This is a genomic window from Hymenobacter busanensis, assembly GCF_008727865.1.
Classification (GTDB): domain Bacteria; phylum Bacteroidota; class Bacteroidia; order Cytophagales; family Hymenobacteraceae; genus Solirubrum; species Solirubrum busanense.
On sequence record NZ_VTWU01000001.1, the window covers coordinates 915,092 to 937,773 of the forward strand.

Consider the following 22,682-nt stretch of genomic DNA (forward strand, 5'->3'; position numbering starts at 1 on the left):
GCAGCGCCGAAATACCCATGTTTGGTTCGGTAGAAATGGTTTTCTGCCGCGGCCCGGCGCACGGGTCGGTTTTGTTTCTTCTTCGCTTGTTTATGGATTCACCGTATCTCGGGCAAATATGCCTGGTTGGCTTCACGTTTGCGCCCCGCGGATGGGCGCTTTGCAACGGTCAACTTTTATCGATTTCCCAACACAGCGCCTTGTTTCGGCTGTTGGGCACTACCTACGGCGGCGACGGGAGGTCGACGTTTGCTTTGCCCGATCTGCGCAACCGCACCGCTCTGGGCGCCGGGCAAGGCACTGGCCTGAGCGAGTACGCGCTCGGGACCCAGGCCGGCGAGGCAACGGTTACCCTGAAAATCGACGAAGTACCGGCGCACGCCCATGTGGTAACCGGCACCGTGCGTGCCTCCGGCAACGCGGCCGACACGACCAACCCAGCGGGCGGCTACTGGGCCACGCAGCCCGACAGCCAGTACGGCGAAGACGCCGGTTTCGACCGCATGGCCGCCAATCTGGTGGTGGGCAAAACCGACGTGCAAGGGCAGGACCAGGCTCACGACAACCTGATGCCCTACCTCACACTGAACTACATCATTGCCATCCAAGGCGAATACCCGCGTTAAGAGAATCGATACCATGAGACAATACATTGGCGAAGTGCGCACGTTTGCCGGTCGCACCGCTCCCGAAGGCTGGGCATTGTGCGACGGCCGCAGCCTAAATCCGGAAGAGTACCCCGTTCTGTTTCGCCTGATTGGTACAACCTACGGCGGCAACTTCACCGCTTTCAAAATTCCCGACCTGCGCAGCCGGGTGGCTACCGGCGTAGGCACCGGTCCCCAAGGCACGAGCTACACGTTGGGCGAAACCGGCGGTTCCGAAACCGTCACCCTTACCCGCTCGAACCTGCCCCAGCACACCCACGCCGTAGAAGCGCTGGTGAGCGTGGTAACTCAGGGCAGCGGCCGTACCGCCGACCCCGCCAACGGCCGGCCCAGCGTCGCGCAGGCCGATGCGTTTGGCTCGGTCGCCACGGAAGGTACTGCGCTTGCTTACAACGCTTTGGGCGGCTACAGCTCCCCCGTGGGCGGGCAGCAGTCCCACAGCAACATCCAGCCCGTGCTGGCCATCAACTACATGATTGCCCTGACTGGCGCTGACCCGGAAACCACCACGCCTAGCGAACTGGTGCCCGAAGCCTATATCGGCGACATAATGCTGGTCGCCTTTCCCGATTATCCCCGGGGGTGGATACCGTGCCGGGGCGCGTCGTTGCCCATCAAAGGAAACGAGGCGCTGCATTCGTTGTTGGGCACTCTCTACGGCAGCTCACCCGAGCATTTCAACCTGCCCAACCTGCAAGGCCGCGTGCCGGTGGGCGCCACCACGCCCGAGCAAGTGGGTATCACCGGCGGCCGCGACACGGTAGCGTTGACCCTAGCCCAGCTGCCCGCCCACAACCACACGGTAGCCCTGACCATGAACACTGCCTTGGAGGTGGCCAACACTTCCCCGGCCGGCAATTACCCCGGCAACGGCTCGAGTGCCCAGTACAGCACCAGCCCCGGCACCGATTTTATGGCGGCCGATGCCGTTCAGGTTTCGGCGGCGGCAGTCGGCGGCAGCCTGCCCCACGAAAACCGCCAGCCCTACCTGGGCCTAAGCTACCTGATTGCTCTACAGGGGTTGTTCCCGTCGCGCCCCTGAGCAGGCAACTGCAACCAAGCCTAAACACGACAGCGCCAGCCGTATCTACTACGTGGCGCTGTCGTGTTTTGAGGGCTTACTTTTTGGTTTTATCTACCAACTGCAGCAGCTCATCAGCGGCTGTTTCGATGTCGCGGTATCCTTGCTGGGCGGCGCGTTCCTTGGCCGCAATCAGCCCGTCGCGGTGCAGCTTCTGGAAGTCGCCGACGGGAAATTTGTACCGGTCCTTAGTGTCTTCGCCGGCGCTGGCATCCACGCCCAGGTGCCACTTGCCGTATTCGGCATACTCGTGCTTTTCGAGGTAGGCGTTTTCCTTTTTCGTATCGGGGTTATGCTCGCCCCAATGGCCTTCGTCGTGCAGTACTTTGCCGGCACGGATCAGCTGTTGAGCGTAGGAAACAGCTTCGGGATTGAGTTTGACAGCCATGGCGGGACAGGAGTTTGGGTGAACTGTTCCCGTCTATACGCAAACGTTGCCGACCCGTTTGGTTGCCCGGTGCGGCAACGGTTAGCCGAGGGAAATGCCGTGGCCCAGCACCACTCGAAATAGGAGCAGCACCGCGGCCAGCAAGCCCACAAGCTCCCAGGCAATGCGCGTTTTCTGGGGCACCGGCAGCGTAAACTCAAACAGCTGGTTGGCGGCGGCCAGGGCCAGCGGGCCAATGAGCAGTACCATGGTTGCGAAGTGCAGCTCCTCGTTCAGCGTCAGGGCCGGCCACTTGAGCAGGGCCACGATGACCGAGCCCAGCACCCACGGCGCCAGGAGCGTGCTAACTAGGAGCACGGCGCGGTTGCGGTACTTCATCAGCGAAATGGAGTCGTGGCTTTGCAGAAACAGCACCGCCGCGAAATAACCCAGCGCTACTTGGATCAAGCCAAACACCACGGCCACGATGACGTTTGGCACGTTGCCGGCCAGAAACAGCCAGCTGGGAATGTACCAGAAACCCGACTGCGTGAACGTATCGGCCACCATCGCGCCAAAGAACATGTTGCAGCAGTGCAACGCCAGCCACAGCAGAAACTGCTTGAGCAGACCCCGCTGCTGCCGCGCCCGGTACCAGAAGACCAGCAGGGCTGCCGTGCCCAGCAGAAAGCACACCAGCGGCCCCACGCTGTACACGGCCAGCACCGCCACGCGCCACCATTCGGGGTTGGTAATGCGAAACTCAACCCGCTCCAGGTGCCAGGTAAGCGGAATGCTCAGGCGCCGCGCCATCCGGATGGTAGCCAGCTGGTAAGCCGTTGTGGTGAGCAAATACGCCAGCACGTAGAGCACGGTGGCATTCAGGCCAGCTATGAGCGCCTTCTGGCGAATACCGGCGGAAGCGGAGGGGAGCGTAGTATCGGTGGTGGTCATGCTGCAAGGAACTCCGCCCAAAGTACGGCGGTTGCCTGCATGGGAGCAAGCGGCCACGGCTTAGCTTTTGCCGCCCGAAAGGCCTACCTTTGCCGCTACAAAACCGTATTTCCGCCGAGTGAAGAACATCCGCAACTTCTGCATCATTGCCCACATCGACCACGGCAAAAGCACGCTGGCCGACCGTCTGCTGGAATTTACCAGCACCGTGGCCAAGCGCGATATGCAGGCCCAATTGCTCGACAACATGGATTTGGAGCGGGAGCGGGGCATCACCATCAAGAGCCACGCCATCCAGATGCAGTTTCCCTACAAAGGGGAAGTGTACACGCTCAACCTGATTGATACTCCCGGTCACGTCGACTTCAGCTACGAAGTATCCCGCTCCATTGCTGCCTGCGAAGGCGCCCTGCTGATTGTGGACGCCTCGCAAGGCATCGAGGCCCAGACGATTTCCAACCTCTACCTCGCCATCGGGGCCGACCTGGAAATCATTCCGGTGCTCAACAAGATTGACCTGCCGCACGCCATGCCCGAGGAAGTGTCCGACGAAATCGTGGACCTGATCGGTTGCAAGCACGAGGACATCATCCATGCTTCCGGCAAAATCGGGCTTGGCATCGAAGACATCCTGAACGCCATTGTGGAGCGCGTGCCGGCCCCGTCGGGCGACCCGGAAGCCCCGCTGCAGGCGCTCATCTTCGACTCGGTATTCAACTCCTACCGCGGCATCGAAGTGCTGTTCCGCATCAAGAACGGCACCATGCGCAAGGGCGACAAGCTGCGCTTCTTGGCCACCGGTAAGGAATACGGCGCCGACGAAATCGGTATTCTGGGCCTGAACCAGGAGCCCCGCCCCGAAATGTCGGCTGGCAACGTGGGCTACCTGATTTCGGGCATTAAAGAAGCCCGTGAAGTAAAAGTTGGCGACACCATCACCCACGTGGCGCGCCCCACGCAGGAGGCCATCGTAGGCTTCGAGGACGTGAAGCCGATGGTGTTTGCCGGCATCTACCCCGTCGATACCACCGAGTACGAAGAGCTGCGCTCCTGCATGGAAAAGCTGCAGCTCAACGACGCCTCGCTGGTATGGGAGCCGGAAACCTCGGCCGCGCTTGGCTTTGGCTTCCGTTGCGGCTTCCTGGGCATGCTGCACATGGAAATTGTGCAGGAGCGCTTGGAGCGCGAGTTCAACATGACCGTGATTACCACGGTGCCGTCGGTGCAGTTCAAGGTCACCACCAACCGCGACGAGCTGAAGATGGTATCGGCCCCGAGCGAAATGCCCGAGCCGAACCTGATCAAGTTCATCGAGGAGCCCTACATCAAGGCCCAGATTATCACGGCCGCCGAGTTTGTGGGCCCGATCATCACGCTGTGCATGGAAAAGCGTGGCATCATCAAAGGCCAGTCGTATCTTACGTCCGAGCGGGTAGAACTGTCGTTTGAGCTGCCGCTGTCGGAAATCGTGTTCGACTTCTTCGACAAGCTCAAGACCATTTCGCGCGGCTACGCCTCACTCGACTACGAGCTGATCGGCTTTCGCGAGTCGGACATGGTGAAGCTCGACGTGATGCTCAACGGCGAAAAGGTCGATGCCCTGTCGGCCATCGTGCACCGCTCCAAGAGCTACGACTGGGGCAAGCGCCTCTGCGAGAAGCTCAAGGAACTGCTGCCGCGCCAGATGTTCGAAATTGCCATTCAGGCTGCCATCGGGCAGAAAATCGTGGCCCGCGAAACGGTGAAGGCCCTGCGCAAAAACGTAATTGCCAAGTGCTACGGCGGCGACATTTCGCGGAAGCGCAAGCTGCTCGAAAAGCAGAAAGAAGGCAAGAAACGGATGCGCCAAGTGGGCTCCGTGGAAATACCGCAAGAAGCCTTCCTGGCCGTCTTGAAAATCGACTAATACCAAAAACGCGGCCCCGAGCCGCGTTTTTTTTGCGCGTTACTTTTTCACCCTCATTCAGTTCTTGTAAAAGCTCTGTCTGATCAAGCCCAAGCCATGATTAACAACTTAACCAAGAACTGCACGAACGAAAGCCAACTGGAGAAGGTCCGCCGCGGCCAGGAACTGAAATTCCGGTGGCGCGACGATTGGCCGGTAATGGAACAGGAAATCCTGAAAGCCGGCCGCGAAGCCATTGCGCGCTACGAGGAAAGCCACCAAAACAAGCAGGCTCAATCTTCCGCTAGCTAAGCACCAAGAGCGTCATTGCTATGGCACAAGCCGCGACCATATCTACCGAAACGCTGCATGAGTTGGTCGTATCGATGGTTGGGGCCGAAGCCTGGCGAAGCAGAGCAGGGAGTGGGACCGGTTCCATTTTTACAATGGAATTCGGACCGCCACTTCCTGACAATGCTCGGCAAGGAGAATTCTCCTTGATGGTATACTGTGCGTGGCGCATCGGGGCGGCTGGCAATATCTTGACAAGCTGGCATGACGATTCCGAAAGCTGCTTGGCGCCTGGGTTAGCGGCCCTTGAAGGGGCGAAGGTGCGCCACGTGGAGCTTTCAGGCTGGAAGGACCTGACGATTCAGTTTGACAACGGGCAGGAATTACACCTTTTCGTTGACTTCTCGCCTCAGCATGATTTCGATACTAGTTGGTTTATTATCCAGCACGGCAAGTTTTGCTACTCAGTGAATACCGATAATACCGTCTCGCGAGAATCCACCTAACACGTTCTGACTTCTCACTCAAGCCAACCAGTAAACCGCATGACGACTGCCCCCGAAGCGCCCGCCACCTACCGCCTCATCGACGGCAAGCAAACCGCCGAGGACATCAAGCACGAAATTGCTATTGAAGTGGAAAAGCTGCGCGCCGACGGCCGCAAGATTCCGCACTTGGCTGCCATTCTCGTGGGTCACGATGGCGGCTCCGAAACCTACGTGCGCAACAAGGTTCTAGCGTGCCAGGCCGTGGGCTTCGGCTCTACGCTGCTGCGCTACGAAGACGACATCACCGAAGCCGACCTCTTGGCCAAGGTGGCCGAACTGAACCACGACCCGGAAATCGACGGCTTTATTGTGCAGCTGCCGCTGCCGGCGCACATCTCCTCGCAGAAGGTCATCGAAGCCATTCGGCCGGAGAAGGACGTGGACGGTTTTCACCCGATGAACATCGGTCGAATGGTGGCCGGGCTGCCTTCGTTGTTGCCCGCCACGCCCTCGGGTATTGTCGAATTGTTGCGTCGCTACCACATCAGCACCGATGGCAAACATTGCGTGGTTATCGGCCGAAGCAACATTGTGGGCACGCCGGTTAGTATTCTGTTGGCTAAGAACTTAGAGCCGGGCAACTGCACGGTTACTTTATGCCATTCGCGCACCCAAGATCTGGCCAGCATCACCCGCACCGGCGACATCTTGGTAGCGGCCTTGGGCCGACCGGGTTTTGTGACGGCCGATATGGTAAAGCCCGGGGCTGTGGTTATCGACGTGGGTACCACCCGCGTGGCCGACGACACGAAGAAGGCCGGCTGGGCCCTGCGCGGCGACGTGAAGTTCGACGAGGTGGCGCCGCTGGCCTCGTGCATTACGCCCGTGCCCGGTGGCGTAGGCCCCATGACTATTGCTATGTTGCTACAGAATACCCTGCGGGCAGCTACGGGCGAGGTGTATCCCCGCTAAAAAATCCAACCTTCTCCTGGGCGGGAATTGCGAAAGCGCCCGGGTTGTTCTATTTTTAAAGTCGGGCCGCCGGCAAACGGGTGCATGGCCACAGGCAGCACCTCCGTACAACCGGCCGCCCGGCTTTTTTCTGCGCAGTTTCCCCGTTTTGACTTACCCGCTTCCTCTTCTTTCTGACAGTCCGTTGGTTGCTGCCCCGCAGGCTTTGCCCGTGATGGAGCAGTTCTACACCATTCAGGGCGAAGGTGCCAACGCTGGCCGCGCCGCCTACTTCATCCGCCTCGGGGGCTGCGACGTTGGCTGCCATTGGTGCGACGTGAAAGAGTCGTGGGATGCCGATGCGCACCCTAGGCAAACCGTGGCCGAATTGGTGGCGCAAGCCTCGGCGCATCCGGGCCGGGCGGTGGTTATTACGGGCGGCGAGCCGCTGATGCACGACCTCGGGCCGCTCACCCGTGCCTTGCACGAGGCGGGCCTGCAAACCTGGCTGGAAACCTCGGGCGCCCACCCGCTTTCGGGCGAATGGGACTGGATCTGCCTGTCGCCCAAGAAATTTAAAGCACCGCGGCCCGATGTGCTGGCTCAGGCTCACGAGTTGAAAGTCGTGGTTTTTCACAAAAACGACTTTGCCTGGGCCGAAGAACATGCGGCGCTGGTAGGGCCCAATTGCCGCCTGTTTTTGCAGCCCGAGTGGGGCAAAGCGGCCACCATCACCCCGTTGCTTATCGAGTACGTCAAGCAGCACCCGCGCTGGCAGGTGTCGTTGCAGACGCACAAGTACCTCGACATTCCGTAGCCCCGCCTCTATGCGTTGCCTGTCGCTGCCGTTGCTGGCCATTGTGCTTGCTTGCCTGTTGCCCACGGCACCGGCAACTGCCCAGGTCAAAGCACCCATTGCCAACACCAAAGCCCGCAACCTCTGGGAAAAGGCCCAGCAGCAAGTCAAGGACCGGCAGTTCGATAAGGCGGTGGAAACCCTCTCCGGCCTGAACCAGAAGTTTCCGTCGATGGGAGAGCCGTACTTACTGAAAGGCTCCCTGCTGCGCATCATGGGCGACAAGCCCGCCGCACTGGAAGCCTACCGCGCCGGCCTAGAAAAGCTGCCCTACGAAGCCGGCCGGATGAACGACTACTTCGTGCTGGGCGAACTGGCCTTGGGCGCTGGCGACTACAAAACGGCCCAAAGTGCGTATCAGAACTTTCTGAAAGCCGCTCCGAAAGGGCAGCGCTACATTCCGAAAGCGCAGCAGCAACTCCAAAACTGCGAGTTTGCCCTGAACGCCATCCAGCACCCCGTAGGCACCGCGCCCCAACGCCTGGGGGCACCGCTCAACACGTTTCGTTTCCAGTACTTTCCGGCCATTACCGCCGATAACCGGTTTTTGGTGTACACTGCCCGCAAAACCGGCGAATCCGACGAGGATATTGTAGTAAGCCGGCTCAGCAAGGAAGGCACCTACGGCGAACCGTCGTTGATTTCGGCCAACATCAATACTCAGTTTAACGAGGGAGCCGGCACGATTTCCGGCGACGGCAAAACCCTGGTATTTGCCTCCTGCGACCGGCCCGGCGCCGTGGGCAACTGCGACCTGTACATTTCGCGGCGCACCGGCAATACCTGGAGCAAACCGCGCAACCTCGGGCGTAACGTTAACTCGGTTAACTGGGACTCCCAGCCCACGCTTTCGGCCGATGGCCGGACCTTGTACTTCACCTCCGACCGCCGTGGCGGGCAGGGTCAGGAAGACATCTACGTCAGCACGCTGCAGACCGACGGAAACTGGAGCCTGGCGCGCAACCTGGGGCAGCCCGTGAACACGCCCGGCAAAGACATGGCCCCGTTCATTCACGCCAGCGGCACCACACTCTACTACGTCTCTGATGGCTTGGTGGGCATGGGCGGCCTCGACGTGTACCGCAGCTCCGTCGCGGGCGGGAAATGGTCGGCACCGGAGAATTTGGGCTACCCGCTTAATACCTTCGAGAACGAGGCTTCCATGTTCGTCTCCTCCGATAACCGCCGCGGCTTTTGTTCTCGCACCCGTCCGGCCGAAGCAGCCGTGAGCGAGCGGGAACGGCCGGTAGAGCTGTTCAGTTTCGAAGTGCCCAAAGAAGTTCAGTCGCGGGAAACCAGCACGTATACCCAGGGCCGCGTGTTCGATGCCGTCACCAAGAAGCCCATCCAGGCCGATGTACAGCTCTACGACCTGAAAACCGATGAGCTGACGCAGTTTGTAACCTCCGACCCCGAAGACGGCGAATACACCTTGGTGCTGAACGAAGGCCGGCAGTACGGCATGTACGCCGCCGCCGACAAGTACCTGATGAAGAGCCTGAATTTCGATTACTCCAGCAAGCGAAATTTCGATCCGCTTACCCTCGACATTTATCTGGAGCCCGTGCGCGCCGGACGTAGCATTGTGCTCAACAACCTCTTTTTCGACACCAAGGAGTATGCCCTGAAACCGAATTCGCGCACGGAGCTCAACCGGCTGATTCAGTTCATGAGCCAGTACCCCGATATCCAGGTCGAAATTTCGGGCCATACCGATGACGTAGGCAGCGACGACGATAACCTCACGCTTTCGAAAAACCGGGCTCGGTCGGTGTACACTTACTTGGTGGAACACGGCGTGAAAGCCGAGCGGCTACGCTTTCGCGGCTATGGTGAACAAAAGCCCGTAGCTGCCAACGATTCGGAAGAGCATCGGCAGCAAAACCGCCGTATCGAACTGCGGATTCTATAAGAATCCATTCTCTAAAAAGCCCGCTGGCTTACCTCAGACAAGGTAGCCAGCGGGCTTTTTTTGTTCTTAAAGTAAAACTTGAAGTAGTTGAAGTAGTGCTATTTTGGACTGCAAATAAGCGTCTGAAATACAGTGCTTTGGTGTTCAATTAAAAAAGAAAAGAATTAGAATAGTTATAAATTTTATTTTTTTATTTAAAATTTACTCGTATGTTTGATTCGTTCCTGCAGCGAGCCGCCGCTGTGGTTGGAGCACCCCACTTTTCCTTCATCAAAAACATGCTTCTCTCTTCACTTTCCACCATTCATTCCCATTCACCATGAAAAAGCTGTTCCTCGTAGCGGGTTTGGCCGCAGGACTCCAAACGGCCTCCATTGCCGGTACCGAGCCCGACGAGCCCAGTGCCTTGCAGGCACGTGCTACCGCCCTCACGCGCACCATGGCTGAAAAGGCCTTGCTCGACGAAGGCCAGTACCTCAAGATCAAGCAGCTCAACCTGCGCATGCTCACCGAAATCGAAGACGTCAACATTCGCTTCGCCGCCGACCCGGAAATTCGGGATGCTCGTATGGCCGATGCGCAAATGAGCTACTACCGTGAGCTGGCCACCGTGTTGCGTCCCAACCAACTGGTCGCTTACACCCGAACGCAAAGCAGCATGACGGCTCTGGGCCTGCCCAGCACCCGCTAATACCAGCTGCTTTCCGATGCTGCAACGCCAGTCCGAATTGGGCTGGCGTTGTTGCGTTAAGGGAACAGGGTCTTGCCAGCTTCACCTCAGAGGAAGGCTGTTGAAAAAAAGTGAAACTTAATATTGGTTAAACAAAAATTATTGTTAGTATTGTTCTGTCAGCTAAGCAGTAGCGTTATTCCACCTAATGCACCTCTTGGGCTCGGCAACGTTTTCTTCTCCACCTAACCACTACACCCTTATGAAAGTCGTGTACACGCTCCTGTGCTGCTTGGCGTTGACCGCCGGCAGCCATGCCTTTGCCAGCAACGGCGAAGAACAGCCCCTCAAAGCCCGTGCTACCAACATGACTCGTCAGATGCAGCGCACGGCTCAGCTCAACGAAGGCCAGTACCTCAAGGTGAAACAATTGACGATGGATATGCTGGCTGCTGAAGAAAACGCCAAGAAACTGTACGCTGGCGAGCCGGATGCCCTCAACAAACGCATTGCCGAGGTGCAGGAAGCTTATGAGCGGGATTTGGCCGCCATTCTAAAGCCCGCTCAACTCGTGGCCTACAAACAAGCGCAAACCAATACCATTGCAGTAAATGGTCGGTAACCGCTCCGCCGCAAAGGCCAAATCAAAAAGGCCAGCCTGAACGAACAGGCTGGCCTTTTTGCTGCGGTACAGAAAAACTACGCGCGCTCCGAAATCGGGGTGTAGTTGCGCTCGGTTTCGCCCACGTAAATCTGGCGCGGACGGCCGATGGGCTCTTTGTTCTCGCGCAGCTCTTTCCACTGGGCAATCCAGCCGGGGAGGCGGCCCATGGCAAACATTACCGTGAACATATCCGTCGGAATACCAATGGCGCGGTAGATGATGCCCGAGTAGAAGTCAACGTTCGGATACAGCTTACGCTCAACGAAGTATGGATCGGTGAGGGCAGCTTCTTCGAGCTTCTTGGCAATTTCCAGAATCGGGTCGTCGATGCCCAGGGCCGACAGCACGTCGTCGGCGGCCTTCTTGATGATTTTGGCGCGCGGATCGAAGTTTTTGTACACGCGGTGGCCGAAGCCCATCAGGCGGAACGGGTCGTTCTTGTCCTTGGCTTTGGCCAGCCACTTGTCGGTGTTGCCGCCGTCGGCCTTGATTTCCTCCAGCATCTCAATAACCTCTTGGTTGGCGCCGCCGTGCAGCGGGCCCCACAGCGCGCAGATACCGGCCGAAACCGACGAGTACAAGGAAGCGTTGGCTGAGCCTACCATGCGCACCGTTGAGGTGGAGCAGTTCTGCTCGTGGTCGGCGTGCAGGATCAGGAGCTTGTTGAGCGCGTTTACCACCACCGGGTTGATGTCGTAGTCTTCCGTGGGGAAGGCGAACATCATGTGCAGGAAGTTGGACACGTAGTCCAGCTTGTTCTTGGGGTAGTTGACGGGGTGCCCAACCGAGTTTTTGTACGACCAAGCGGCAATCGTCGAAATCTTGGCGATGAGGCGCTTGATGTTCAGGTTCATTTCCTCCTCGCTCTGGTTCGGGTCGAGCGACTCGGGGTAGAACGCGGTGAGGGCCGACACCAGCGACGAGAGGATGCCCATGGGGTGGGCGCTGGAGGGGAAGCCGTCGAAGATCTTGCGCATGTCCTCGTGCACGAGGGTGTGGCGCGAAATTTGGCTGTTGAAATCGGTGATTTCCTGCTGGGTGGGCAGCTTACCGTAGATCAGCAGGTAGGCTACTTCCATGAAGTTGGAGTGCTCGGCCAGCTGCTCGATGGGGTAGCCGCGGTAGCGCAGGATGCCCTCCTCGCCGTCGAGGAAGGTGATGGCGCTTTTGGTGGCGCCGGTGTTTTTGTAACCCGAATCGAGGGTGACGTAACCCGACTGGTCACGCAACTTGCCGATATCGAATGCTTTTTCTTGTTCAGTGCCTTCAACGACGGGCAGGGAATAGGATTTGCCGTCGAGGATGATTTCAGCGTTTTCTGCCATTACAAACAGATTAGTGGACAGGGTGGGGTACGTTGGGGCGAAGTACGCAATTAGCGGCTTGCCCTGCAACCCAAAGGCAAGTTTGCCACACCCAAGGTGTAGTACAAATGAAGCTGCGGGCTTGTTTCGCCTTATCCGTAAGTTATTTGCCGATGCAGAAACGCGTGAAAATCGAACCAAGCAAATCGTCGGAGGAAATGTCGCCGGTGATTTCGCCCAACGCACGTAAGGCCGCGCGCAGGTCGGCTGCTACCAGCTCTGTGCCGGCACCCGATGTGAGGCCGTGCTGCACGGCTACCAAAGCCTCGCCAGCTACTTCGAGGCTGCGGGCGTGGCGCAGGTTCGTCACGATGGTGGCCGAGCTGGCATCAAGGCCTTCGCGGCGCACGGTGGCCAGCAGGTGCTGCCGCAACTCCTCGAGGCCGGTGCGGGGCGCAGCAGCCAGTAGTACGAGGTCGGGGAACTGCTGCTGAAAGGCGGCTACGGTTTCGGGCTTTGCTTCGTCGAGCTTGTTGCCCAAGAGCAGTAGGGTAGCGCCGCTGGGGACGGGCAAGGCGGCTGTATCGGCGGCTACTTCGGCGGGTGTGGCCGTCACGAGGTCGAACAGGTAGAGCACCACCGCGGCTTGCTCCACGCGCTGGCGGGTACGCTGCACGCCAATGGCCTCCACTTCGTCGGTGGTGTCGCGCAGGCCGGCCGTATCCACAAACCGAAACTTGATGCCTTCGAGGCTGACTTCGTCTTCGATAAAGTCGCGGGTGGTGCCGGGAATGGCCGATACGATGGCGCGTTCTTCGTTGAGCAGGGCGTTGAGCAAAGTGCTTTTGCCCGCGTTGGGCCGACCAGCAATGACGGTGGTAACGCCGTTTTTGATGACGTTGCCCAGTTCGAAGGAGCGCAACAGGCGCTGCACCACCGTTTGCACGTGCGTGAGCAGCCGGAGCAAACCCGAACGGTCGGCAAACTCCACGTCTTCTTCGCCAAAATCCAGCTCCAGTTCCAGCAGGGCTGCAAAGTCAATGAGCTGCTGGCGCAGGTCTTTCAACTCACGACTGAAGCCACCGCGCATCTGATTGAGCGCCACGCGGTGCTGCAGGGCCGAATCGGCGGCAATGAGGTCGGCTACGGCTTCGGCCTGGGCCAGGTCGAAGGCGCCGTGCAGAAATGCGCGCTTGGTAAATTCACCAGGCTCGGCGAGGCGGGCGCCGCGGCGTACCAACAGGGCCAGGACTTCGCGAATGATATAGTCGGAGCCGTGGGTGCTGATTTCGACCACGTCTTCGCGGGTGTAGGAATGGGGCGCGCGGAACAGGCCGACCACCACTTCGTCGAGAATAGCTTCGCCGTTGCGCAAGGTGCCGTAGTGCAGGGTATTGCTAGGCTGCTCGCTCAGGCGGCGGCCGAAGAATATCCCATCGGTCAGCTCAATGGCAGCGGGGCCCGACAAGCGCAGCACGGCAATGGCGCCCGCACCGGGTGGGGTGGAGAGGGCAACGATGGTATCGGAGAAGATATTTGTCATTGAACAGTCGGCGTTTAGCAAACGGACTTTAACCAAGTAAGCACCGCTTGGTACTAGGCAATATCAGTCAGGAAACCAGCCCTGGCGGTGAGGAATAAGGCTGCTACTGACTCACGCACAGGTTGCGGCTGACTTCGGCCGACACCATGCGCTCGGTGCCGGGCGCGTTGCCCACGCGGATGTGCAGGGACTGGTCGTAGGCGTTGCAATCGAGTACGGTTACCTGAATTCCCAGCTCCAGCCCCAGCTTGCTCAGGTGCTGCAGAAACACGGGCGCGGTGTTCTTGACGGCCACAATCGAGGCCGTTTCGCCGGTGCCCAGCTCCGAGAGCAGCTGCAAGTGCGGGCGACTCATGCCGCCGTCTTCGGCCGGAATTGGGTCGCCGTGCGGGTCGAGGCGCGGGAAACCCAAAAAGGCATCGAGGCGGCGTACCAGCAGCGGCGACTGAATGTGCTCCATCTCCTCGGCCACGTCGTGCACCTCGTCCCACGAAAAGCCCAGTTTCTGCACCAGAAATACCTCCCAGAGCCGGTGCTTGCGGATGGTGAGCAAGGCCAGCCGGGCACCTTCGGGCGTGAGCGACACCCCTTTGTAGCGCTGGTAATTGAGCAGGCCTTTGTCGCCGAGGCGGCGCAGCATATCCGTTACCGAGGACGGCTTGGTTTGCAGCAGCTCAGCAATGCGGTTGGTGCTGACTTCGGCCTCCGGAGCGGCTTCGGCCAGCTTGAAGATGGTCTTCAGGTAGTTTTCTTCGGTTTGACTGGGCAACGTCTGAATGGCTGACGGGTGGAGGCGAGGGCCCGGCGGGCCGTTGAGCAAAGGTCCGAAAAAAAGCGAGGCAGCCGGTTTCGACTGCCTCGCTGAAAATCCTACCAAGGATGGGTTACCACTTAATCAGGGCCGATGCCCAGGTGAAGCCCGAGCCGAAGGCGGCCAGGCACACCAAGTCGCCGCGCTTGATGCGGCCTTCCTGCACGGCTTCGCTCAGCGCAATGGGCACCGAAGCGGCCGTGGTGTTGCCGTAACGCTGGATGTTGCTATACACTTTTTCCTCCGAGAGGCCCATTTTCTGCCCCACGTACTGCGTGATGCGCAAATTGGCCTGGTGCGGAATCAGCATATCGATGTCGGCGGGCTGGTAGCCGTTCTGGTCGAGGGCTTCTTTGATGACCTCCGGGAAGCGCGTGACGGCGTGCTTAAATACCTGCTGGCCGTTCATGTAGGGGTACATGTCCTCGGGCTTGTCGAGCACGATTTGCACGCGGTTTTCGCGGTTTGAGCCTGGTTCGCGGGTAATCAGTTCCTCGGCATGTTCGCCCTGGGCGTGCAGGTGAGTGCTCAGAATGCCGCGGCCTTCTTCCTGGCTGCGCTGGAGTACCACGGCCCCGGCACCGTCGCCAAAAATAACCGACACGGCCCGGCCGCGCGTGCTTTTGTCGAGACCCGAGGAGTGGATTTCGGAGCCGACGACCAGCGCCGTTTCGTACATGCCGGTCTTGATGAACTGGTCGGCCAAGGACAAGGCGTAGATAAAGCCCGAGCACTGGTTGCGCACGTCGAAAGCCGGAATGGGGGCCTTAATGCCCAGTTCGCGCTGCAGCAGCACGCCCGAACCGGGGAAGAGGTAGTCGGGCGAAAGGGTAGCAAACACGATGAGTTGCACGTCGTCGGGCTGCAGGCCGGCTTGCTCCAGGGCCATGCGGGCAGCGTTGGCGCCCATGTTGGCGGTGGTGTCTTTGCCTTCCTCAAACCACCGCCGCTCCCGAATGCCGGTGCGCTCCTGAATCCAGGCGTCGGTGGTTTCCATGACTTCTTCGAGTTCGACGTTGGGCACCACGCGCGAAGGCACGTAATGGCCCACGCCGGCAATGGCAGATGTGTGTAGTTGGGACATGGGAATGATGGGGGTGTGGTGCAGAACGAGCCGGGGAAAAGGCGCCAAAGATAACAACGCGCGGGCTGCGCTAACAACGCAAGTCGCGGGCCTCTCGTTGCTGCGCTAGCGGCCCGTGCAGGCCGCTGCAACGGCCGCCAGCAGCCGCGGCGCCTCGCTGCTCCAGTGGGCTTCGGCCACCGGCCCGGTTGCGTAAAACCGGCGGCCGCCGAGCTGCTGGGCCAGGTGATTGGGGGCGGGGAGAGGTTGCCGAAAAGATACAACTATGCCTGCTTGATGACGTCGGACTTCAGCTTCCCATAGCGGGTTTGGCGGTACCAGCACGGGCAGTCCGGCGGCAAGGTATTCGTAGAGCTTGGTGGGCATGCAGCGCCACGAGCTGGGATGTTCCTGGTAAGGCAGCAGGCCTACGTGGTGCCGCTCAATCTCCCGCAGAATTTCCTGATGCGGCACCGGCTGCGCGCCGCCAATCAAGCGCAGCCACGAGCTATGTTCCGCTACCAACTGCTGCAGGCGGCGCAGCTCCTCCGGTTGCTGGCAAAACCCGATAATGGACAGCTGGGCAGCGGGCCAGGCTTGGCGCAGGTGCTGTACCCAGGCCACTGCATCGAACACGCCGTTGAGGGACGAAATGGTGCCCGAATAAAGCAGCCGCAGCGGCTCGGTGGGCATAGGGAGGATGGCCGGGTGCGCTGCGGTGGGCGCGGAGCCGGCGTACTTGTTTTCGAGAATATACGTGCGGCCGGCGGGCAAGCCGCGCAGCTCGTCGGCGTAACTGCGCTCGGCCAACAGCACACCGGCGGCTCGGCGAAATGCCAGCAGCTCAATCCGGCGGATGGCGCCGGCTAGCACACGCTTGCTAAAGCCGCCGTACACCTGCTGGGTGCTGATGTTGAGCGCGTAGTTCTCGCGCACGTCATATAGAAACGCCCGCCGTGGCTCCAGCCATTGCCACAGCAGTGTGAGCGGCAGCAGTTCCGGCGCGTGCACAATAACCACAGCCGGGCGCAGGCGGTGCAACAACAGCCAATAGCGCCACTGGGCCGCAAGGCGGTCGAAGCTGAGGCGCTGGGCCTGGAAAATGGGGTGTTGCCGAATGCCGCCAACGAAAGCGGGAGGAGCACTGCTGCGCCCGGCAATGTGTACCTCGTAGCCGGCCTCAGCCAGGGTGCGGCCAACCTTTTCGGCCATGCGCGTATCGTCCACGGGCTTGAGGACCGAGGCCAGTAACACGCGCACCGAACGAGCCGCCGGGTTTTCCATACCACGCCAAACCTACTACTTTCGTCCCGCTGCCGCGTGCCGCCGCTCCTTTTTGCGTCTTGCTGCGCAACCAAGCGGCCGCTTTTTCACTTTTCTTCTGACGCGCCACCCGGCGCTTCCTTCCCTATGACCAACGACATTCACGCCCTCATCGAAGCCGCCTGGACCGACCGCTCGCGCCTGCAAGACGCCGCTACCCAGGAAGCCATCCGCTCCGTTATCGAGCACCTCGACCGCGGCCAGCTGCGCGTGGCCGAACCCAGCACGTCGGAGGACGGGCGCTGGCAGGTAAACGACTGGATCAAGAAGGCCGTCATTTTGTACTTCCCGCTGCAGCAGATGCAAACGTTGGAAGTCGGCCCCTTTGAGTTTCACGACAAGATGAAGCTCAAAACCAACTACGCGCAGCAACAGGTGCGCGTGGTGCCGCCCGCCGTGGCCCGCTACGGCAGCTACCTCGCCCCCGGCGTGATTATGATGCCTTCTTATGTAAACATCGGCGCCTACGTGGGCGAGGGCACGATGGTGGACACCTGGGCCACCGTGGGCTCGTGCGCGCAAGTGGGCAAGCACGTGCACCTCTCGGGCGGGGTAGGCCTGGGCGGCGTACTCGAGCCGGTGCAGGCCGCGCCGGTTATCATCGAAGACGGGGCCTTCATCGGCTCGCGCTGCATTTTGGTAGAAGGCTGCCACGTGGGCAAAGAAGCCGTGCTCGGTGCAGGCGTTACCATCACCGGCAGCACCCGCATCATCGACGTGTCGGGCGCCGAGCCGAAGGAGTACCGCGGCTACGTGCCGCCCCGCTCGGTGGTCATTCCCGGTACTTTGCCCAAGCAGTTTCCGGCCGGCGAATACCACGTGCCCTGCGCCCTCATTATCGGGCAGCGCAAACCCAGCACGGACCTAAAAACCTCACTCAACGACGCCCTGCGGGAACACGACGTGGCGGTGTAAGCCAAACAGAAATGCCGCTTTTTGAAGAGGCCAGGGATATTGCTCAAGGGTATATGGATGCGCTAAATGCCAATCCGTATGGCGACCCAGATGCAGTTACGGATTGCGTCCTCATTTACGAGGAAACCATCAGCAGGCCTTACGGTTGGGTTTTCTTTTATGCTTCCAAAAGCTTTCTGGAAACTGACGACTTCGTGTTTGCTTTAATAGGCAACGCGCCTTTTATCGTGAATAAATTCGATGGCTCCATTACTGTCACGGGTACGGCACATGGAGTTGATTGTTATTTGGCAGAATACGAAAAGCAGAAAGGCTATTGACACCGAAGCGCCATAAAAGCAAAGCGCCTGACCAAAACTGGTCAGGCGCTTTGCTTTTGAACCAGCAGGTTTAGCGTAGCTGCTCGTCTACATCCTCTTTCCAAATGGCCACGAACGGCTCGTCGTCGCCCACACGGTAAGCGCAGCGCATCACGTTGGTGTTCGACTCAATGGCGAAGTTGCCCTCGGGGTCAATGGCAATAATGCCCCGGTCACCCTGTAGCTTGTCGGCGTGCACTGCCACGGCACCTTGCGCGGCCTTGGCAATCGAGAGCTTTTTGTACTTGCGCAGCGCATACACTTCGTGGGCGCAGGCGGCGAGCATAATGATTTCGCCGTCGCCGGTGCAGGAGGCGGCACACACCTCGTTGTTGGCGTAGGAGCCGCCGCCGTAGATGCAGCTGTCGCCTACGCGGCCGCGCAGCTTGCCTTCGATGCCGCCGGTGCTAGTGGCTACGGCTAAATTGCCGTGTTGGTCGAGAGCCACGGCGCCCACGGTGTCGTGCTTGTTGGGGTGCTCCACTTCGGCTTCCTGAATGATGTCGAGCCACTCCTGCCGTTGCTCGTCGGTTTTGAAGTAGCTAGGGTCCTGCAGCATCAGGCCCTGGGCTAGCGCAAACTCGTGCGCTCCTTCGGCCGTGAGGAAAGTATGCTTGCACTTCTCCATCACCAAGCGGGCCAGGTGCACGGGGTTTTTCACCAACTTCAACCCGCTCACGGCCCCGCCGCGCAGGGTGAGGCCGTCCATTACCGAGGCTTCGGTTTCTACCTCGCCGTTGAGGGTGAACATACCCCCGCGCCCGGCGTTGAACAGCTCGTTGTCTTCCATGCTCATCACGGCCGCTTCCACCGCATCGAGGGCAGTACCGCCGCGGTTCAAAATTTCCCAGCCAGCATGTAAAGCCGCTTCGAGGCCCTTTTTCAGAGCTGCTTCTTTTTCTGGTGGAATCGACGACGGGTCGGTGGTGACCGCGCCGCCGTGGATGACAATGACATACTTGCCCATACTCGGTAGTGGGGAGATGGTGTGGTAGGTAAGAATGCGGCGCCTCGTTGGTACGGCGAAGAAGGCGCTTCGTTGGTGCTGCAAGCCTATGGTATGGGGTAGTCAGCAAACAAAAAAGCCCGGCGCAGGCCGGGCTTTTGAAAGACAGTGGTTTATGCGAAAACGTAAACCGGACTAATCGGCCGAAACGCGGGGCTTCAGCTTGTCGGCAAACACCTGCCGCACTTTGTCGACTTTGGGCTTCACCACAAACTGGCAGTAAGGTTGCCCGCCGTTGAGGTTGAAGTAGTTCTGGTGGTAGTCCTCGGCGGGGTAGAACACCGACAGCGGCAGAATCTCGGTGACAATGGGCTGGGGGAAAGCATGGGCGTCGTTGAGTTTCTGCTTGTATTCCTCGGCCAGGCGCTTCTGTTCAGCATTGTGGTAGTAGATGCCCGAGCGGTACTGCGTGCCCACGTCGTTGCCTTGGCGGTTGAGCGTGGTGGGGTCGTGGGTTTTCCAGAACACCTCCAGCAGCTCCTCGAAGCTAATTTTCGCAGGGTCGAAGGTGATTTGCGCTACCTCGTTGTGCCCGGTCAGGCCCGAGCAGACTTCTTTGTAGGTAGGGTTGGCAATGCGTCCGCCGGTGTAGCCCGAAACGACTTTCTCTACGCCGTTCAGGTTCTGAAACACGGCCTCGACGCACCAAAAACAGCCGGCCCCAAAGGTTGCTAATTCCATAGTAAGTGGGAAATGAAAGGAGTGGTAGGATAATAAGCGGAAAACCAGCCGTAAGGTTTCCCCAAGACAGCCCGGCGCTGCTAAACCCCTTGGCTCACGACGCAGCGCAACCATCCACAGAACCGAAACCCCCGTGTCGACTACTCGGCAAGCACGTACTGAGATGCAAAAGCGCCGGTCGACTACTCGACAAACACTTCCACACAATCCGAAACCCCGTGTCGACTACACGACACGGATTTTCGGGAATACACATGCCCGTGTCGACTGGACGACAGCCGCTTTCTGTTCTGCAAATGGCCCTGTCTACTAGTCGACAGTATCCCCACGAATGCCAACAGCCCGTGTCGATCGGTCGGCACGGGCTGTTGCAGCATAGGAAGCCGAATTAGCGGCGGAAGCGGCTGGCTACCACCAGCTCCTTCGAGCCGGCCGTGTGCTGGTAGAAACCTTCGCCCGACTTCACGCCCAGGCGGCCGGCCATTACCATGTTCACCAGCAGCGGGCAGGGGGCATACTTGGGGTTGCCAAGGCCTTCGTGCAGCACGCGCAGAATGGCCAGGCACACGTCCAAGCCGATGAAATCGGCCAGCTGCAGCGGGCCCATCGGGTGAGCCATGCCCAGTTTCATGACCGTGTCGATTTCTTCTACGCCGGCCACACCCTCAAACAGGGTGTAAATGGCCTCGTTGATCATCGGCATCAGGATGCGGTTGGCCACGAAACCGGGGTAGTCGTTGACCTCCGTCGGAATCTTGCCCAGCTGTTTCGACAGCTCCATAACCTGCTCGGTCACGGCGTCGGAAGTAGCGTAGCCGCGAATGACTTCCACGAGCTTCATCACCGGCACCGGGTTCATGAAGTGCATGCCAATCACGCTTTCGGGGCGCTTGGTAACGGCCGCAATCTTGGTGATGCTGATGCTGCTGGTATTGGAGGCCAGAATGCAGCCGGCGGGCGTAAACTCATCGAGCTGGCGGAAAATCTGCAGCTTCAGGTCCACGCTTTCGGTGGCGGCTTCCACCACCAGGCCCGCGTCGCGCACGCCTTCCTGAAGCGAGGTAGAGGGCCGCAGCCGGCCCAGAATCGCCGTTTTGTCGTCTTCCGACAACGCCCCTTTGGCTACTTGCCGGTCGAGGTTTTTGCCAATGGTAGCGAGGCCTTTGTTGAGGTTTTCGAGATTGAGGTCAATCAGCGTGACCGGGAATCCATACTGGGCAAACACGTGGGCAATACCATTGCCCATGGTGCCCGAGCCAATGACGGCAACGTTCAGCATGCGGGGAAATAGAAGGGGAGGAGGAAAAGAGCGGGCGGCAAGGCACTGGCCGCCCGGCAAAGCTACACGAAAGCCCTGCGCCACCCAAGTTGCGCGGTGGCTACCCCAGCGGAATGGATGTAGTAAAACCGGCGGCCGGCAGAAAAGTTTAGGTGCATGATGTATAAGGGTATAGCTATGTTTTTGAAAAAATATCTTGCCCCGTTATATCCTTTTGTACAACCCCGCGTACAAACCCGCAGAACGCCGCGACACGCCACCCGCAAACAGGATGGAACCGGGTCGCGAGGGTTTTGCAAACGTCCACACCCTCACCTAACTCTTTTCGACAACCATGGGCAATCTGCTGTACCTCATTGCTGTTGTGCTCATCATCATCTGGGCACTCGGCTTCCTCGGCTTCAACAGCTTTGGAATGGGCAATCTGATTCACATCCTGCTGGTCATTGCCATTATTGCCATCATCCTGCGTTTGATACGCGGCGGCACGGTCTAATCTGAGGCCACCCCGGCGCAACGTTGCGTCTGAAAAACACGAAAAGGGCTGCCTCCTTGCGGAGGCAGCCCTTTTCGTGTTACGCCCGCAATGGTTACTTGCCGATGTCGAAGAGGAAGCTGAAGCGGATAACCGGCTGGCCGTAGATGTTGGCCTGCAAGCCGTCGTTGAAATTATAGAGCACCGCAATGTCGGCGGCGGCTCGGTCGCCCAGTTCCTGCCGGTAGCCAATGCCCAGCAGGGGAGTGCGGACCGTGGCCTCGTCGCGGCGCACCGCCAGCGTGGTGGGGCTGGTAAGCACTTCGTAGATGATTTGCGCGCGCGTTACTTCGTACTCGGCGTGCACGAAGAAGTTCTTGATGACCATTACCTGCGCAAAGGCTTTCAGGCCATAGTTGTTACCCGAAATGCTCTGGCGGATACCCGTACCCGAGTTGGCGGCCGGAATGCTATAGCCCGAGTGCGAATACACGATGCCCGGACCGGCAGCAATGCGGTCGGTAATGCGGTAGCCCAGCGCCGGCGAAGCGCCCACGTTGTAAGACGTACCGCCGGCGTTGTTGCCGTTTAGGCCCAGGCTGAAATTTCCGTAGACGAAATATTTGCTTTTCGGCCGATCTACGGCCTGCGACCCGGGAATTTGCCCAGTCGACGGAATCCGTTCGGCGGGCCGGCCGTCGTCGTCGATTGTGGGCGTGGTGCGGGGGCGGGCCGGCTGGGCCTGCGGAGCCGCCGAGCCCGGCAAGGGCTGTGCCGAGCGGCCGTCGTCGTCCAAGGTGGTGCTGGGTTTGGGCGGCGTGGTGGGCTGAATGGGCGCCTGTGTGGGGGCCGTGGCAGGAGCGGGGTTGGTGGGCGTGGCAGGGGCCGGCGTGGTGCGCGGGCGCGGCAGCACCGGGCCGGGAGGCGCCGTGTTCAGCTGCGGCTTCACGGTGGTCGAGTCGGTGCGCTGGGCCAGCGCAACCGGGGCACTCAGCAATGCGGTCGATCCAAGGAGGGCCGCCAGCAAAAAACGCTTCATAGTAGCAGGAGGAAAGAGCACAGAAAACGAGGGAAGGAACGCGGGCGTTCCGCACGCAAGAAACAAAAAGGCCGCGGAGCGTTGCATCCGCGGCCTT

At 59.7% G+C, this 22,682-nt stretch carries 24 protein-coding genes; 13 read left to right on the top strand and 11 right to left on the bottom strand.

What is annotated here, in order from left to right; translation table 11 throughout:
• The first annotated feature begins 92 nt into the window (after window positions 1–92).
• Entirely contained in the window at window positions 93–626 is a 534-nt protein-coding gene (locus F0P96_RS03855; protein ID WP_151077431.1) for a phage tail protein, read from the top strand.
• Between the two features lie 13 nt (window positions 627–639).
• On the top strand, window positions 640–1,710 hold the full coding sequence (locus F0P96_RS03860; protein WP_151077433.1) for a phage tail protein: 1,071 nt from the start codon (window positions 640–642) through the stop codon (window positions 1,708–1,710).
• Window positions 1,711–1,786: 76 nt separating this feature from the next.
• Here F0P96_RS03860 and F0P96_RS03865 read toward each other — a convergent pair whose 3' ends face one another.
• Window positions 1,787–2,137, bottom strand: coding sequence for a hypothetical protein (locus F0P96_RS03865; protein WP_151077435.1), 351 nt, complete (start codon window positions 2,135–2,137; stop codon window positions 1,787–1,789).
• Window positions 2,138–2,218: 81 nt separating this feature from the next.
• The gene (locus F0P96_RS03870) at window positions 2,219–3,070 is read right to left on the bottom strand and encodes a hypothetical protein (RefSeq protein ID WP_151077437.1); all 852 of its coding nucleotides are present in this window, start codon (window positions 3,068–3,070) and stop codon (window positions 2,219–2,221) included.
• A 118-nt stretch (window positions 3,071–3,188) separates the two neighbouring features.
• On the opposite strand from F0P96_RS03870, the gene lepA reads away from it, so the two are divergent.
• The 8 genes from lepA (at window position 3,189) to F0P96_RS03910 (ending at window position 10,745) form a co-directional block, all read left to right on the top strand.
• Window positions 3,189–4,976 carry a translation elongation factor 4 gene (gene lepA, locus F0P96_RS03875; protein WP_151077439.1) on the top strand — a complete coding sequence of 596 codons (1,788 nt, stop codon included), beginning with the start codon at window positions 3,189–3,191 and terminating at the stop codon, window positions 4,974–4,976.
• Window positions 4,977–5,072: 96 nt separating this feature from the next.
• Window positions 5,073–5,267 carry a hypothetical protein gene (locus F0P96_RS03880; RefSeq protein ID WP_151077441.1) on the top strand — a complete coding sequence of 65 codons (195 nt, stop codon included), beginning with the start codon at window positions 5,073–5,075 and terminating at the stop codon, window positions 5,265–5,267.
• Between the two features lie 20 nt (window positions 5,268–5,287).
• Window positions 5,288–5,752, top strand: coding sequence for a hypothetical protein (locus F0P96_RS03885; protein WP_151077443.1), 465 nt, complete (start codon window positions 5,288–5,290; stop codon window positions 5,750–5,752).
• Window positions 5,753–5,791: 39 nt separating this feature from the next.
• Complete coding sequence (locus F0P96_RS03890) at window positions 5,792–6,706, top strand: bifunctional 5,10-methylenetetrahydrofolate dehydrogenase/5,10-methenyltetrahydrofolate cyclohydrolase (protein WP_151077444.1); 915 nt, start codon at window positions 5,792–5,794, stop codon at window positions 6,704–6,706.
• Window positions 6,707–6,920: 214 nt separating this feature from the next.
• The gene (locus tag F0P96_RS03895; RefSeq protein ID WP_151077645.1) at window positions 6,921–7,502 is read left to right on the top strand and encodes a 7-carboxy-7-deazaguanine synthase QueE; all 582 of its coding nucleotides are present in this window, start codon (window positions 6,921–6,923) and stop codon (window positions 7,500–7,502) included.
• A gap of 10 nt (window positions 7,503–7,512) precedes the next feature.
• A complete protein-coding gene (locus F0P96_RS03900) occupies window positions 7,513–9,453 on the top strand; it encodes an OmpA family protein (protein ID WP_151077446.1) in 1,941 nt (646 codons plus the stop codon).
• Window positions 9,454–9,772: 319 nt separating this feature from the next.
• Window positions 9,773–10,144, top strand: coding sequence for a hypothetical protein (locus F0P96_RS03905; protein WP_151077448.1), 372 nt, complete (start codon window positions 9,773–9,775; stop codon window positions 10,142–10,144).
• A gap of 241 nt (window positions 10,145–10,385) precedes the next feature.
• The gene (locus tag F0P96_RS03910) at window positions 10,386–10,745 is read left to right on the top strand and encodes a hypothetical protein (RefSeq protein ID WP_151077450.1); all 360 of its coding nucleotides are present in this window, start codon (window positions 10,386–10,388) and stop codon (window positions 10,743–10,745) included.
• 77 nt (window positions 10,746–10,822) lie between these two features.
• On the opposite strand, the gene F0P96_RS03915 is transcribed toward F0P96_RS03910, so the two are convergent.
• The 5 genes from F0P96_RS03915 to F0P96_RS03935 all read right to left on the bottom strand — a co-directional run bounded on the left by F0P96_RS03915 (window position 10,823) and on the right by F0P96_RS03935 (window position 16,792).
• Window positions 10,823–12,112 (bottom strand): citrate synthase, encoded by a 1,290-nt coding sequence (locus F0P96_RS03915; protein ID WP_151077451.1) that lies wholly within the window; start codon window positions 12,110–12,112, stop codon window positions 10,823–10,825.
• A gap of 142 nt (window positions 12,113–12,254) precedes the next feature.
• A complete protein-coding gene (mnmE, locus tag F0P96_RS03920; RefSeq protein WP_151077453.1) occupies window positions 12,255–13,634 on the bottom strand; it encodes a tRNA uridine-5-carboxymethylaminomethyl(34) synthesis GTPase MnmE in 1,380 nt (459 codons plus the stop codon).
• Between the two features lie 103 nt (window positions 13,635–13,737).
• Complete coding sequence (locus tag F0P96_RS03925; protein ID WP_151077455.1) at window positions 13,738–14,403, bottom strand: metal-dependent transcriptional regulator; 666 nt, start codon at window positions 14,401–14,403, stop codon at window positions 13,738–13,740.
• A gap of 115 nt (window positions 14,404–14,518) precedes the next feature.
• On the bottom strand, window positions 14,519–15,529 hold the full coding sequence (locus F0P96_RS03930; RefSeq protein WP_151077457.1) for a 3-oxoacyl-ACP synthase III family protein: 1,011 nt from the start codon (window positions 15,527–15,529) through the stop codon (window positions 14,519–14,521).
• A gap of 105 nt (window positions 15,530–15,634) precedes the next feature.
• Window positions 15,635–16,792 carry a glycosyltransferase gene (locus F0P96_RS03935; protein ID WP_151077459.1) on the bottom strand — a complete coding sequence of 386 codons (1,158 nt, stop codon included), beginning with the start codon at window positions 16,790–16,792 and terminating at the stop codon, window positions 15,635–15,637.
• Window positions 16,793–16,918: 126 nt separating this feature from the next.
• Between F0P96_RS03935 and F0P96_RS03940 the strand changes: the two genes are divergently transcribed.
• Complete coding sequence (locus F0P96_RS03940) at window positions 16,919–17,746, top strand: 2,3,4,5-tetrahydropyridine-2,6-dicarboxylate N-succinyltransferase (RefSeq protein ID WP_151077461.1); 828 nt, start codon at window positions 16,919–16,921, stop codon at window positions 17,744–17,746.
• An 11-nt stretch (window positions 17,747–17,757) separates the two neighbouring features.
• Entirely contained in the window at window positions 17,758–18,066 is a 309-nt protein-coding gene (locus F0P96_RS03945) for a YrhB domain-containing protein (RefSeq protein ID WP_151077462.1), read from the top strand.
• Between the two features lie 70 nt (window positions 18,067–18,136).
• On the opposite strand, the gene F0P96_RS03950 is transcribed toward F0P96_RS03945, so the two are convergent.
• The 3 genes from F0P96_RS03950 to F0P96_RS03960 all read right to left on the bottom strand — a co-directional run bounded on the left by F0P96_RS03950 (window position 18,137) and on the right by F0P96_RS03960 (window position 21,071).
• Window positions 18,137–19,072, bottom strand: coding sequence for an isoaspartyl peptidase/L-asparaginase family protein (locus F0P96_RS03950; RefSeq protein WP_151077464.1), 936 nt, complete (start codon window positions 19,070–19,072; stop codon window positions 18,137–18,139).
• A 174-nt stretch (window positions 19,073–19,246) separates the two neighbouring features.
• Window positions 19,247–19,792 (bottom strand): peptide-methionine (S)-S-oxide reductase MsrA, encoded by a 546-nt coding sequence (msrA, locus tag F0P96_RS03955; protein ID WP_151077466.1) that lies wholly within the window; start codon window positions 19,790–19,792, stop codon window positions 19,247–19,249.
• 388 nt (window positions 19,793–20,180) lie between these two features.
• Complete coding sequence (locus tag F0P96_RS03960) at window positions 20,181–21,071, bottom strand: 3-hydroxyacyl-CoA dehydrogenase family protein (RefSeq protein WP_151077468.1); 891 nt, start codon at window positions 21,069–21,071, stop codon at window positions 20,181–20,183.
• A 334-nt stretch (window positions 21,072–21,405) separates the two neighbouring features.
• Here F0P96_RS03960 and F0P96_RS03965 point away from each other — a divergent pair, with 334 nt between their 5' ends.
• On the top strand, window positions 21,406–21,567 hold the full coding sequence (locus tag F0P96_RS03965) for a lmo0937 family membrane protein (RefSeq protein ID WP_151077470.1): 162 nt from the start codon (window positions 21,406–21,408) through the stop codon (window positions 21,565–21,567).
• A gap of 94 nt (window positions 21,568–21,661) precedes the next feature.
• On the opposite strand, the gene F0P96_RS03970 is transcribed toward F0P96_RS03965, so the two are convergent.
• On the bottom strand, window positions 21,662–22,585 hold the full coding sequence (locus F0P96_RS03970; protein ID WP_151077472.1) for a hypothetical protein: 924 nt from the start codon (window positions 22,583–22,585) through the stop codon (window positions 21,662–21,664).
• Between the last annotated feature and the right edge of the window lie 97 nt (window positions 22,586–22,682).